General features: G+C 52.5%; 10 protein-coding genes. 6 read left to right on the plus strand and 4 right to left on the minus strand.

Annotated features, from left to right (window positions below; genetic code table 11):
• Positions 1 to 166 precede the first annotated feature (166 nt).
• Together CKW20_RS22170 and CKW20_RS22180 are read left to right on the plus strand one after the other, a co-directional pair.
• Positions 167 to 1,186 carry a metallophosphoesterase gene (locus CKW20_RS22170; RefSeq protein ID WP_095054786.1) on the plus strand — a complete coding sequence of 340 codons (1,020 nt, stop codon included), beginning with the start codon at positions 167 to 169 and terminating at the stop codon, positions 1,184 to 1,186.
• Positions 1,187 to 2,101: 915 nt separating this feature from the next.
• Entirely contained in the window at positions 2,102 to 2,347 is a 246-nt protein-coding gene (locus tag CKW20_RS22180) for a hypothetical protein (RefSeq protein WP_095054788.1), read from the plus strand.
• Positions 2,348 to 2,435: 88 nt separating this feature from the next.
• On the opposite strand, the gene CKW20_RS22185 is transcribed toward CKW20_RS22180, so the two are convergent.
• Entirely contained in the window at positions 2,436 to 2,621 is a 186-nt protein-coding gene (locus CKW20_RS22185; RefSeq protein ID WP_218228011.1) for a hypothetical protein, read from the minus strand.
• A gap of 289 nt (positions 2,622 to 2,910) precedes the next feature.
• Between CKW20_RS22185 and CKW20_RS22195 the strand changes: the two genes are divergently transcribed.
• From CKW20_RS22195 to CKW20_RS22210, 4 genes are all read left to right on the plus strand, one after another.
• Positions 2,911 to 3,441, plus strand: coding sequence for a hypothetical protein (locus tag CKW20_RS22195; RefSeq protein WP_256585095.1), 531 nt, complete (start codon positions 2,911 to 2,913; stop codon positions 3,439 to 3,441).
• A gap of 437 nt (positions 3,442 to 3,878) precedes the next feature.
• A complete protein-coding gene (locus CKW20_RS22200) occupies positions 3,879 to 5,420 on the plus strand; it encodes an AAA family ATPase (protein ID WP_095054790.1) in 1,542 nt (513 codons plus the stop codon).
• A gap of 379 nt (positions 5,421 to 5,799) precedes the next feature.
• Complete coding sequence (locus tag CKW20_RS22205) at positions 5,800 to 10,143, plus strand: NACHT domain-containing NTPase (RefSeq protein WP_095054791.1); 4,344 nt, start codon at positions 5,800 to 5,802, stop codon at positions 10,141 to 10,143.
• A 200-nt stretch (positions 10,144 to 10,343) separates the two neighbouring features.
• On the plus strand, positions 10,344 to 10,784 hold the full coding sequence (locus tag CKW20_RS22210) for an antitoxin Xre/MbcA/ParS toxin-binding domain-containing protein (RefSeq protein WP_095054824.1): 441 nt from the start codon (positions 10,344 to 10,346) through the stop codon (positions 10,782 to 10,784).
• 663 nt (positions 10,785 to 11,447) lie between these two features.
• On the opposite strand, the gene CKW20_RS22220 is transcribed toward CKW20_RS22210, so the two are convergent.
• The 3 genes from CKW20_RS22220 to CKW20_RS22230 all read right to left on the minus strand — a co-directional run bounded on the left by CKW20_RS22220 (position 11,448) and on the right by CKW20_RS22230 (position 14,239).
• A complete protein-coding gene (locus CKW20_RS22220; protein ID WP_095054793.1) occupies positions 11,448 to 12,326 on the minus strand; it encodes a hypothetical protein in 879 nt (292 codons plus the stop codon).
• A gap of 708 nt (positions 12,327 to 13,034) precedes the next feature.
• Positions 13,035 to 13,724, minus strand: a complete 690-nt coding sequence (locus CKW20_RS22225; protein ID WP_095054794.1) for a hypothetical protein — start codon at positions 13,722 to 13,724, stop codon at positions 13,035 to 13,037.
• Positions 13,725 to 13,927: 203 nt separating this feature from the next.
• Positions 13,928 to 14,239, minus strand: coding sequence for a hypothetical protein (locus tag CKW20_RS22230; protein WP_256585096.1), 312 nt, complete (start codon positions 14,237 to 14,239; stop codon positions 13,928 to 13,930).
• Positions 14,240 to 14,257 lie beyond the last annotated feature (18 nt).

Here is a 14,257-nt window from a genome sequence, read left to right on the forward strand (position 1 = left end):
ACTTCCCACGGCAGTCGTCGAAAAAAATGTTGAGCTGACGGGCGGATAATGGTGTTGTGACCGCCCGGCCAATGCACCTTGCTAGAGCTTGGGGATCCTGCTGGGAAAGGAGACAATACCGCCATCATGCCAAAGTAACGGCTGATTCTCCGGAGTACATGTGCGCATGAAGCAGAAGCTGTTAAGGCTCCCCCGCAATGAACATGGTCGTGACTTCGTCGTCGGCGACATTCACTTCAAAACCATTGATCTGCACAATGGGCTCCGGGCGCTTGGCTTCAACAGCGCGGTCGACCGAGTCGTCGCCGTTGGGGATCTAATTGATCGTGGGCCAGGCGTGCTGGATGGTCTGAAGCTTCTTGGTGAACCCTGGTTTTTCACAGTGTTGGGCAATCACGAGCAGATGCTAATCGACGCCTACCGGGCAAATCCAGATGCTCGCTACTCCGCACACGGGGCCGGGTGGTGGTCGACCATCGCCGACGAATCGAAAGGAATGATCATTGAGAAATTCGAGATCCTTCCAACCGTAATCGAGATCGAGTCAGCTCGCGGGACTGTCGGTGTCGTCCATGCAGATGTTCCCGCAGGCATGTCCTGGAAGGAATTCGTCGGGAGTTTGGACAATGCCCAGATCGAAGAGCTGGCTCTGTGGGGAAGGGAGCGGGTCATCAAGCACTATCGGGTTGGCGTCCAAGGCATCTGGCGAGTGTGCACAGGTCATACTTGGATTCCTCACCCTTTGCGTCTCGGAAACTTTCTGGCGATGGATTGCACGGGAGGTGGGGAGGGGGCATTAGCCATTTACTGCGTCCAAGACGACACGATCTATGTGGAAGGTCGATCCGTTTCACTGGATAGCGCTGAGGTAATTACAGAGCAGCTCCACGTTCTCGAGCAGACGCTGGCTGGCCTAAAGATCATGACACACAGTAATAAGCTGATTGAATCGCAGACCCTGAGTCTTGAGGCTGAGAGTCTCGTTAAAAAGGTCAACTCTGTCTGGCTAGCAATGAGGGACGAGCTGACGGATTCTCAGCAGCTGATCAATGCGCTCCACGGCATTAGCCTTCTTACTGGCGAACGTAAAGCGGCAAAGCTTGAGGAGCTGAAAGCACGGTATGAGGGGACGCAGATCGAGCAGCTACTAGAACGCCTTCTTAGACAAGAAGAGGCTCATAAGTAACCAATGACCGCGATTCCTTCTAGTGATAGCACTCACGAGAGACGCGCTGGGGCCAATCACAACATTTCGATCTTGTCGGTCGATAGGAGAGGGAAGGGGCAGAGGACGGGAACGCCTACTGTCTCGACGGCATGTTTTATAAATCCGGATAGTCATCAAGCCTAAGGCTGGGAGCCACCCCGCCCTCTGGCTCGCGCTTAGGCATATGTATTACTCCATCTTCAGCGTCTGCACGCATCTGCTCGAGTTCTTTGTGAAATGCTTTGTCCTGAAGCTGTTAGATGGGGGAGCATCCGGGCTGGATTGCACTCGTGCACTGCTCAAGGCTAGAGAAGGTATTTGATCACAACGGCGGTGATCGTCCCCACTGTGGCTACTAAGCAGAACGCCATTGTTATCGTTTGCAAAAAATGCACATGCGGCACGAAGGTAGGTGCGCAGATAGTCTTGCTGGTTTGATCACAGAGACGCATCGACTCAGCTCTCAATTGGGAGATCTGAGTATGAATTTCTTCGAGTTCAGCGGGAGTGAAGAGTGAGCGCGACATGACTACCACCATCCAGCGGAGTTAGGGCTTGGCGGCATTATATCGCTGATTTTTGGAAGGTGCTGCACGCCGCCGCGTATGGCTGAAAACTGGGGCACCTACGTTGCCGGTATGCCAATCTGTGGGTGAGGCTAGTCGCGACCTGGCTGTTTTGCAGCCTGCGACTTGCTTTGTATGAGGGTGCTGGAATCGGACTGCTGAATCTAGCTTCGGGTTTCGCTGCATTTTTTCGGTGCGCTTGATCGCTTGGGCTATCGCCTGGGTGATCTCGGGCTTTTCAGAAACCAAGCAGAAAAGCTGACGCAGTCTTCGTCATTTTCAGATCGACTAGGATAGAACGGACGACATCTCTCAAGGACGCTATTCAATGACTGTGGGCCAATCGAAATTCAACTCCATGCTGTCCACGCTTCTGACCATGCATGAGCAGGGAAAACTGCCAGATAGAGCCTTTATCGAAGCCAATGCCGAAGTCTTCGAGCAACTTTGGGCCAAGGGATTTGGTTGCTTCCAGATTACGCGGATGGACGCGGGCAATCTCAGGTCTAGAGCTATGTATTCGGGGGTGCTTACCCCCGGTGGCATCGCGGCGGCCAAGGCTCTTCAGCAGTAAGAGCCCGCCGAGCGCAGGGCCACCGATTTTAAATGGCCCTGGTGCTGTCGATAGATAATAACGCCCGCTGAGAGCGGGCTTTCAGTCATTACGTCGTCAAGTTAAGCAAATCAAATACCACCTTCGCAAATTTACTGGCTTTAGCTGGGTCAGATAACAATTTCATCATCTGATTCTGGTGAGCATCACCACTGTCCATGATTGCGTCATCTACTGCGTTGGCAAAGTTGCCCAGCAGTGCTTGCTCAGCGGTATTGTTGGCCAGTTGCTGCATGACCAATTGGTTCTCACTGACCTTGTCACGGATGGTGACGAAGCCATCGAGCTGACGGTGCGGGAGTTGAACCTCCTACTGGAGGGAATCGACCTCTGGGGCAGTCAACCTCACAAGGTGCTGACGCCACGCTTCGTCACCTGATCCGGTGTAATCCACGGCATGATTTCCGTGCCCGAAACCTTCCTGACGACCCTATTTTGCTGAAACAGCTTTATCTGTCGCTGCATGAACAGATGTTTTCGAAGGACAAGGAAATTTCTGCCAAGGATGAGCAGATCGAGCGTCTATGGGCGCATCGTTCGAGGGTTCTGACGACGATCAGACGCTTGATGCCAAAAAGAGGCGGAGAGTTGATCGCTGGCAAGCGATGAGCAGACATTTTTTTGCGATTTACTCTGATACGCTGCTGAAACACTCGTTTACAGGAGTTGTTCGCATGATTGGCAAGTTGATTTCGACGGGTTTCAGTTTGGCCACCTTGCCCGCCCGCCTGACTTTTCGCAGCGTCCGCGCCTTGGCCATGACGCCTGCCGAAGCCAGCTGCCTGCTGGCGGACATGCGTCAGGCATCGGATCAGGCGGTGCAGGAACTCCAGGGGCTGTTGGCCAACGTCGATGCGGACATGACCCACAAAACGGCGCACCTCAGTGCTGCCGACAAGCGCCTGGCAGCCGAACTGGCCCTGCACGCCGCCGAACAACACCTGAACATGGCTGCGATCAACATTCTGCGGGCCGTCTGGCTGACGCTTCACTCGACGCCGAACTTGCCGCCAAGCGAGCTTGATAAGCGGCTTGAACAGACACGTAACGACTAACAGACCGTCCGGCGGATCGGTCGATCCGAGCGAGAAATGGGAGCTCAGCATCCTTGAATCGGCGCTTCATGTGCAGGCGGGGTTTATGGAGCGCTTACATTCCTGCGCGTTCTTTCATTCAGACCAAGTCTTTTTCTGCGCGCATCACATAGCCGTTGAACCAGCTCTCGATAGTGACGGCTAGCGATGTGACGGAGGAAGTATCTGGGTGAAGTGGGGCGAGTAGGTTCGCTTGCGATGTAGAGCGTTAAGCCCGGCGCCGCCTATCAGCCCACCCTAGTGGGGGTTGTGAAGCAATCTTTTGCCGATAGCCCTAAAGGCTCAGAGCGTCATGGAAAAGTCTCATTGCTGGCTCGATAGTCTCCGAAATTTGTGATACGTATAGCAAATCGCCACATAGCCTTACAGCCAGTGCTAAGTCAATATTTGGAGAACCGATGAAGTACAGGGAAAGTAATCTAGATAAGAAATTACGAAAGTGGTTTTGCAAGGACAATACCAAGGCCCTACTTCGAAGCATTCAAATCTCAACGGGCGGCATTCGCGGGCTAACGTCATTCAAGGTAAATCTCGACTATCCGATCACCGCATTTGCCGGAGTTAATGGATCCGGAAAGTCAACTATGCTGGCGCTCGCCGCCTGTGCTTATCACAATAAATCGGACGGTTTCAAACTTCCGAAACGCACTAGAAGTTATTACACTTTTTCCGATTTTTTCGTGCAGCATTCAGAAGAGATTGCTCCTCCTGGAGTAGAAATTTGGTATAGCTTTGCTCATAACAATTGGAAAAGCTCACCAGAAGGAATTGCATCACAAGTACGGAAAAAGAAGGCCGGCGGTAAGTGGAACGACTATGACACCAGAATCAAACGGACGGTAGTGTTTTTGGGGATTGAACGTATTGTTCCTCATGCTGAGCGCAGTCAGTCACGATCTTACTCCCGAGCCTTCAAAGACTTGAGAGTTCATGGCTGGGAGCAAAAGGTTAAGGACGCGGTCGGTTATGTCCTTGGCAAGCGATACGATGATTATCGGCAGCTAGAATACAGGAAGTACGGCCTTCCGATTGTTAAGGTTGGAGACGTTATCTATTCTGGCTTTAACATGGGCGCAGGTGAAAACGCGCTATTTGATATTTTCTCCACAATTTATGCTTCTGGCGAAGGTACCTTATTAGTTCTCGATGAGATTGAGCTTGGCCTCCATGCGAAGGCTCAGAGGCTATTTATTGAACGTCTGAAAGAAGTTTGCATGAGTACAGGTACTCAAGTTGTATGCACAACACATTCAAAGCAAATATTTCAATGCTTGCCTGACGACGCCAGGTTTTTTATTGAGACAAACGGAGCTAAGACGAAGATCACTCCCGGAGTTTCAGCGGAGTTTGCGTTCTCAAAAATGGGAGCAATTGGCGAGAAAGAACTCGAAATATTTGTTGAAGATCCAGTTGCAAAGGTAATGATCGAAACCGTGTTAGATGGAAATACCCGCAGTAGAATCAATGTCACTCGTATAGGCTCCGCCGCCGCAGTGGCTCGCCAGTTAGCAGCCAACTATTTGAGAAATGAGCATGCAAACATACTGGCTGTATACGATGCTGATCAGAGAAAGCTCCAAGCTAAAAATATCGAACATGCCAAAAGCATGGCGGAGCGAAAAGACGATGAAATCAACAATTGGTTACTTGCACGAACAAGCTATCTCCCAGGCGATACATGGCCTGAAGCTTGGCTTTTACAAAAGTGCAGCGAAATACCTCAAGAGCTCGGCGTTGAACTAGGCGTTGATTCTGAGCGCGCGTCCACAATTGTCGAATATGCATTGCAAGCAGGTAAGCATGAGGAGTTTGCCGAAGTTGGTGAGCAAGTAAACCTTGAACCGGAACGTTGCCTCATACTGGTGTGCGGTATTGTATATAAAAACTTCCCTGACGAATTCGACGACTTAAAAAATACGATCTCACTCATGCTACCTTGAGATGCTGAACTCAGGACTCGCCAAGTTTGGCCTTGGCGAGAGGCGATTGGAGGCAGCAGCCACTCTCGCCGAAAAGGCCCGTTCTGGGCGGCTGAAAATTTTTCAGGTTCGGGTTGGACTGGGAGGAATTCCCGCAGACGAAGGTACGCGTTTTGTCATCGATTAAAAAACATTGGCCTGTGGAGCCAAGCTCAGGAATCTTTGAGCACCTCGAGGGGGGCCTTCGCGTGGCACGAATCTCGAAGACCTCATTCGGTTTGCATTGGTACTGTCTTTGAGCAAGCCCTTTCCTTGTCCGGCGGAGGTGGCATTTCGAGTAGGATGGTTTAGCCTCTGCAGCCCGCGTCGGGACTGCTCCTGACCTGCTTTGAGACTCGATATGACCAAGCACTCGGACGCCTTTATTGACCTCGATCGAACGTTCTCCAAAATCCCTCTAGATGCTGATGCGTCTGACGATGTAGACCTAAGCGGTAGGCATAGCCGGCAGGGAGAGCTCCACTGGCCTGACTTGCTAACTCATAATCGGGTGATACTGCTGTCCGAGGCGGGATCAGGTAAAACTGCTGAGATCCGAAACGTCGCTTGCCAGCTCCGGAGCCAAGGCAAAACTTCATTCTTTCTTCGTATTGAGAACGTCACTTCAGACTTGGAGGACGCCTTCGAAGTGGGGACGTTTGATGAGTTCGAGAGCTGGCTCGCTTCAGACACCGAGGGCTGGCTGCTGATGGATTCAGTCGACGAGGCTCGGTTAAATGATCCGAAAGATTTCGAGCGCGCAATTCGAAAACTTGGCCGATTGACCCAAAATACTATGGCCCAGGCGCACATAATCATCACTGGACGAAGCACAGCATGGCGCGCAAAGACGGATCTTGCGATCTGTGAAAAGGCGTTTGCGTTTGGGCCCGTAGCTCGGCAAGCACCTTCCACAACAACTGATGGTTTTGAGGACGTTGTGCAAACGGTTCCATACAAAACGGAGCCAGATACGTCGTTCCTCTTGGTGACGTTGGACGACATCCATGACGAGCAGATCGATCGCTTCTTAAATGCCACTGGCGTCCAAGATATTAAAGCGTTTCGCGCTGCAGTTGAGCGCAAGGAAGCATGGTCGCTAACCACGCGCCCTCTGGACTTCCTGGAACTCGTCGACTTTTGGCTCGAGCACCATCGAATAGGCTCGCGCTTGGAGCTCATGAAAAGCAGCATTAATCGCCGCCTTGAAGAGCGTGACCAAGATCGCGCCGAATCTAGGCCCATTGCTCCAGATAGGCTCAGAGAAGGCGTGCGCTTAATTGCAGCAGCAACAACATTAGGGCATACATCTGCGATCCGCGTCCCTGATGGTGAGACCAATAAAAGCGGGATTCCCATTCGTGACGTGCTGACGGATTGGAATGACACAGAATCCGCAGCCTTGCTGAATCGACCAATTTTCGAGCCGGGCATCTATGGAACGGTTCGTTTCCACCATCGTACTGTCCGAGAATACCTAACAGCGGAATGGCTCCACGAACTGATCCGTGGCGCAGGTTCGCGGGTCAAAATCGAGAACTTGTTCTTCCATACACAATATGGGCTGGAGGTTATCAATCCTTCGATGCGTCCAGTTCTACCCTGGTTGGCGCTGTTGGATGATCGCATTTGTACACGGCTGGAGGAGGTTGCTCCGGAGGTATTTTTTGAGGGCGGCGATCCTGGGCAGCTCCCGCTGAGTACACGCCGTAGAGTGCTGCGCAAAGCGTGCGAGCACTTGGCTCAGCCGGCTCACAGCTGGACGATGACTGACTATTCAGCCGTACAGCGATTCGCGCACCACGATCTCACTGAAGACATCAAAGAACTACTGACGCTTTACCGCACCAACGATGACATCGCCTGGTTCCTCTTAAGAATGGTATGGCAGGGCGAGGTGGTGGGTGCACTTGCAGAGACTAAGCAATTTGCCCTCGATGCTCAGCACAAACATACTCGTTTGGCAGCAATCCGAGCCGTTATCGACCTGGGGACGGCCCAAGATGTAGCTGATGTGCGCCTAGCGCTGCTGGCAGGAGACTCCAAAGTTAACCGGGAATGGCTAGCTGAGCTGCTTGACGGACTTGCGCTCGATAGCCAATGGATACCTTGGCTGCTACAGGCAATCGAGAGAAGCGCGAAGAAGGAGCGCTATGGCAGTAGGGATACGTTAGCGTTGAAGCTTTCCTCCCTGACAATGGATTGTCCGCTAGAAAACCTGCCAGCCCTCATTTGCGGGCTCGGTGTGCTTTTAGACAAGCCTCCAACTGAAGAGCACGGTTTCAGCGCTATCTCTAAGAGGTACGGCTGGCTAGCCGAGATAGCTGGTCTGGCAGTGCTCCGTTTGCTCCAGGCACGAGACCCGTTTGCGCTCGAGGAGTCGGCCCTCGCGATTCTGAGCAAGCTGGCCCAGGCGCACATTTATGATGAGCGAGATACTCGAGAGCTCGGAGAAGAACTCCGGGAGATCGTGCCTACTTGGTCGGAGCTCGATTACAAGCTGTTCTGGTATGACGTTGGGTTAGCTCGTAACGGCCGAGTGCATCGAGGGGAAACTGTAATTCACGTCTGGCAGTTGCTTGGTTTCCGGCCATTCTGGTCGCTGAATAGGCAAAACTTTAGCCTTGCCTGCGACGACATCATTAGTCTCACGAATATGCATGATCGCCTGATGGCGCTCAGTATGGCTTTCAACATCTTTACACAGCATGACAAACCATCTTCTTGGGAAGTTCAGCTCAGGCAAGCAGCTGAGGCCCATGATGAGCTTCGCGAGAAGCTTGAAACTCTCTTGAATCCACCGGAGCGAAAAGTTGAGGAGTGGGAGGTCAAGCAGACTCAGTGGAAGGAAAAAGCCGCCCGACGGCAGTCTGAAGACGCAGAGCGTCGTCGCTCTTGGCAGGAGGGGCTCGCCTCTGAAGTGGCCCTGATAAACAGCCCTGAGCCAGGCGTGATGACTCAAAGCCAAGCTTATCTAATGGAACAGATGCGTGAGGACTCATTTTCTTCAAACACTTGGAGCAGCGGTAATTGGCAGTCGCTCATAAGTGAGTTCGGCATACCTGTTGCTCAAGCGTTTCGTGCCGGCGCTATTAATTTCTGGCGGGGCTATTGCCCAACGCTGCCATCGGAGGGGGCTGCTGCCAATTCGACCCCATATCATGTGATTTTTGGGCTGACGGGACTCGCTATTGAGGCTAAAGAGGAGCCATCCCACTTCTCGCAGATGTCCTCTGAAAACGCTGCATACGCAGCTCGCTATGGGCTGCTTGAGCTGAACGGCTTTCCGGAGTGGCTTCCCAAGCTTTTCGGGCTATACCCGCGTCTTATCCAAGAAATCGTAGTGCGTGAAATCGAATACGAGCTGGATGCGCCACTTTTGGAATCGGGCGGCAATCGTGTGCTACAGAGACTGCGCTGGGGCGGGGGCTGGATGTACGAGGAGCTTGCTGCTCCGCTCATGGCCCGGCTGGCACAGCACATAAGCGACCTTGAGTTGCTCCAGCTCGTGTTGAGCATTGTGCAGGAGTCGTCGGTCGTTGATGAGGTTCTGGCCGAGCTCGCCAGCAAGCGTGCCATAGAAGAGGTCAATTCGGAGATTGCGCCGACCTGGTACGCCGTCTGGGCTGGAGTGGAGCCGGTGCTTGCTATCCCGGCATTAGCAGCTCGCATCGACTCGTTATCCTCAGATGAGGAAAAAGCCAAATTTGCCATGCTTTGCCTGATTGCCATTGTCGGAAGCCGCACTGCCAGCCGTTGTCGGCAGAATTACAAAACGGTTGAGCATGTCAAATCGCTGTATCTGCTGATGCACACATACATACGTATTGCAGAAGACATTGACCGCTCAGGAAAAGGGGTCTATTCGCCAGGACTTAGGGACGATGCCCAGAATGCTCGTGATGGGCTTTTAGCTTTTATCCGAGAGACGCCTGGGAAGGAATCTTTCCTAGCATTGCAGGAAATCGCACAGGCTCACCCTGCGGAGCGATTACGTCCCTGGAGCGCATTCTACGCTCAGCAAAAGGCTACAGCCGACTCGCAGACGCCGCCGTGGGAACCATCGAAGGTCGTCGATTTTCATGAGTCGCTGGAAAGCACGCCATCCACCCACCGTGACCTCTGGAATCTGGCGATCGATCGTCTTCTGGACTTAAAGCATGATCTTGAAGATAGCGACTCGAGCTACGCAGAAATTTTGCTCCAGACCAATCAGGAGACTTCCATTCGGAAGTTCATCGGTAAGTGGTTGAGGGATAATGCTGCGGGACGCTACGTCGTTCCGCAGGAAGAGCAGCTTGCCGATGACAAACGCCCTGATTATCGATTCCAAAACAGCCAGTACTACGCGCCCGTGCCAGTCGAACTTAAGCTTTCACAGAACTGGAGCGGCCCCGGGCATTTCGAACGACTCGAGAACCAACTCTGCGGGGATTACCTACGCGACATAAGCTCAAGCTGCGGCATCTTTTTGCTGGTGAACCATGGAGGTCAGGCCACGTGGGAGACGCCAACCAAAGGCCGGCTCGGGTTTAATGATCTAGTAATCGCATTGCAAGAACACTGGTTGGTCATCGCTTCGAGGTTTCCTAACGTTGAAGACATCAAGGTCATCGGCATAGACCTCACCAAGCGAGGAGGAGCGGCCGCGATCAAAGCCATCGAAGCCAATCAGGCGGAGGCTAGTCAGATCGATGGTGAATGAGAACATGCGGGGCTGACCTACTTGAAAAAGAGCGTCAAAGGCGGCGGAGTTTATGGGGTTTCTCAGCTGTGCAGCCAGCCGATTCAAAAGCGATTGCTGCGCCCCAGAAGCTAGCCCCACTCTTCACGAATACGCTGCGAGAGAATTTCTGTATTGGCAAAGTCTTTCTATTGCTCCGCCTGGCACATAGGGTCTTAGACATGAGTATTGAATATCAGCCTGGCCCGTATGTTCCAGGTGGCATTTGGGAAGCCATTGGATTGCCGTCGCGTGGAGCCAGGCTGTATGAGCTCGTACACCAGGGCTTTCCATTCGAGTTACTTGATCAAACAGCGACCTTCGTTCAGATGCCTCGAGCGGATATCTCCCATGCTATTTGCGTGTCGCCTACGACATTAGTGCGTAGGGCAAAAGCTGGTCGCTTCAACACCGTCGAAAGCGATCGCCTAGTCGCACTCATAGTGGTTTTCGAGGAAGCCATTTCGCTGTTCGAGAACGATATGGTCGCTGTCGCAAAATGGATGAGCTCTCCGGTGCAAGGTCTTGGGTTGAAGCGGCCTCTAGACATGTTGGGGACGAGGGTAGAAACAAACGCCGTCTTGGAGTTGATAGGCAGGCTGGAAAGGGGAGTGGTTGTCTGAGCCTGAGCGCGATCGTTTTCCGCGTTTAGACTTGTCCGAAATTTTTGCTTGACGAGAATTATGTATGAATATACAGTTATTTCAATTGCATTGACGGTGCCAATTCTGGTCGTAGCTTCTGGGGACGCCAGCACGGATCGTAATGCATGTCGAAAAAAGTCCCTTAATTGGGGCTTTTTTTTGCCTGAAAATCGAGTATGAATTTGGCGGCCCCAGCGCAATGCACCGTAAGGTCGCTGAGCACGATGCCATTGCTGTTTTGCTATCGTTCCTTCGAGCCAACGGCTCGGCTCAGTACGTCAGATGAATCTCAGTTGGTCATCGCACGAATCGCTTGAGTGACTGTCGACTCGCTATCACGTTCTCTCGAATCTCGTTGGGATCAATCGACATGCCGCCGTCTGGCGTAACGCGAAGAGACTGAAGACTATTGAGAGCGGTTATGAACGCGCGATCTCTGGCTTGCTCGGGGACTGATCTTTTGTCCCGACAAACGAATCCTATCAATTGACCTAACCGCTTCATGCCGCGTTCCTATTTTCGTGATACTGAGACGTGTTAGCGCCTGTTCCGACTTGGTAAATGCTCAAGGCATCCTCACTGCTTTGGTTAAAGATATGCCCTACCGAGCTATTGAGCTAGGAGGGGCATAGCCAGAAACCTTTATCGAACTGGGGGCTTTAACAAATCGCCTATGTAGGCCCTGGTCGACATTTTCGGAACGTGTCCTAACGAAAGGGCGAATTTGATCGCGAGGTCTTGCCCCGACTTACGGATACTATGGGGACTTAAGAGCCCCGCTTCGATGCCCGCTTTTTCAGCCCAAGAGGCGCAGATTTTGGTCAGCGTGAGCGGTGACATTGGTTTCTTGGAGTCATGGGTTGAGTGGAAAAGATAACCTCCCTCAGGTACGCGCGAACTCTTCAAATACTGGTCAACAGCTGCACCACAACTGCTCGGTAACGACTCCCAGGCGTTGATGGAAGTGAATTTCCTGCGATACACGGCATTGCCACCTTGAACAGTTGCCATAAGAAACTCACCTCGTCGCATGTCGGCCAGCATGCAAGCGAAAATAGCTTGATCGCGCAGATTGCCGGAGACGTCGATGACCCGTTTAATTAATCTCAATTGTTTGGCAGTGAGTGGGGGCACCTGGCCCGTCTTTTGGAAGCTTTGAATAATATCGCAAGCGACCTGCATGCGATTAAACGCTACAAGGGATGAGATCGGGAGCGCGCCTACCAACCGCTCAAGCTTAGCCAGATCTGCGTGGAATTCAGATCCCAGGGCAATGTGAATCGCAGATTTGATTGCTAGCCGGGTATCAGCTTCTGAGGGTGGAAGCTCATGCGCCATACGAAGATTCGACGATTGCTCAAGGTCGCGGTAGTCCCGATATCCAAAACCCTTAGCGAGAACATCTTGTACGAATAAAAGCGAAACTGAACTTGGGCCACACCAATGCGTTTGCAGCTTTTTGGCAAGACTTTTGAAGCCACGATTGCGTTTGAGATCGTCTGGATAGACTGGGACGCGCATAGCAATTCTCCGGTAGCGTCAGGGTGTCGGCTGCCCGCTGACTATCGTCGAAATGCGTGCGTAAGGAGGGTACTACTACCTGTGGCTTTAGCCTTTGCGAGCCGACCGCCCGATGCAGGTACATCGGAGGCTGCAAATTAGCATGGGGCCTTTCAGCTGTCCACGGGCGGGGAACTTGAAGAAAGAGTGCATATGTACTCCTGGTGAGGTGTGCATGACGTAGGCGTACTCGTGGACGTGTAACGGGCTGCGATAATCATCGCCGACCGAGATACACATGTGGCGTCTTACTAACCTTCATGCCGGGTGAAACATCCGGCGTCAGAAGCCATGCTATTAATGATCTGTAACGTGATTTTGCGCTCTGTAACACTGCTTATGTTACAGCTCACAAAGTTACGTTACAGACCCTAGAAGGCGGGCAGGCAAGCGGAGCGCGCAGGCGTGCGGATGGAAGCCCGCTAGGGCCAAGACCAGCGCCTTGCGCGTGGGTTTGGTTTACGACAGCCGTCCCCGACCAGGGGCACGCCAAAAACCATGGCCTCTAAACTAGAAGCCTTATCAAAACCCTCGCCCAGTCGAGCCTTGCAAGCACATGGAGGAGACGCATGGCGTTTTTCGGCCATTACAGAAACTCTTGGGAGTCCGATGACATGCCATCCTACTGCCGCCTGCCCTGGGGTGGATGCGTTCTCATACAACCATTGCTTACCAGCCCGCGTAATGAGCAACCAGGTGGCCCCAGTCCGAGAGCGCCGACCCATTTCTGCGCAGGATATCCATTGCCTCGGCGGCAGGAGTTTTTGTCGGACAGCCCCCAGTCAGATATGTCTCGTCTTTACCCTGGTTGTATAAGTGCATGATCGTTAAAACCATGATCTGTTGCAGCGGCGACATTGCGCGATAACTCTTACGCATTGCCTTCAAGGATTCGGGAACAGACTCTTGTCCGCCTGCCCAATCGAAGCCGCGAGGCCGCAAGTTGTAATGGCTGCCTTGATTACCATAGGCGAGTTCGACGTGCTCAAAACAACCCTCAAGCGAGTAAGCCTCTACGATCCCCCACACCGCTTGTCCAAAAATATTTTCGCGCTCTGAAGCACTGGAGAACGTAGGGATGGAAGCTCCGCAGACCATCGCCAGCGCCGTAAGCTCAGCACCGTCCATGCAAGGCACTTTGTCCACCATATCAACCAATGCCCAGTTGGGAAAACGGCCAGCAGCAAACATGGCGTTAACTGCCGCATAGGCAGCAAGGGCGACTGGTTGTTGCGAGTGATGGATGTAGGCTTGGTTGGCAGATTGAACGTCCGTGAATGCCCATACACCTTCCGAAAGCTGGTGTACGCCAATCGCAGACAGAAGGCCTTTGGCTCGGGCTACGTAGTTGTTGTTCATGTATCGAATTCCTTGAAAGCAACAGCTGGTGACCCACTAGATACCTTGGAGACCATTAGCATGAACAGCAGGCCAATGGCCGGTTTTTATCCAGCAGAACTCTGTTTGAAAGGATTGACAATCCGGACGATCCTCGCTGGCCCCCAGGGGCTCGGTGGCTAAATCTCCTGGCCTCGCAATGTGGTCGAACAATGAAAAATTGTTCAGATATGACGAAGCAGTTCCTCTAACTGTCGATGCTCGTCCGGGGATAAAAGACCAACTGGATCAAACACATCTTTTGAGCTGAAGTCATACTTTCTACCGTCAGGGGAGACGCAGTTGTCGCAGTAATCCAGATCACCGCAGTCAATAAAAAATGTGATCAGCCAGCCGTCGACGTCCATGGTCATCAGTCCGCAGTAAATCTCATCCCAGCGTTCCTGGGTGATTCGCCGCATTGATCGTGACGTAACAACTGTATCTCGTAAAACTTCGTAGACCTCGCGAGCGGTCAGCATTTTCATACTGGGCATGAAATAGTCCTGAAAGCT

The sequence above is a fragment of the Pseudomonas sp. Irchel s3b2 genome, from assembly GCF_900187445.1.
Classification (GTDB): domain Bacteria; phylum Pseudomonadota; class Gammaproteobacteria; order Pseudomonadales; family Pseudomonadaceae; genus Aquipseudomonas.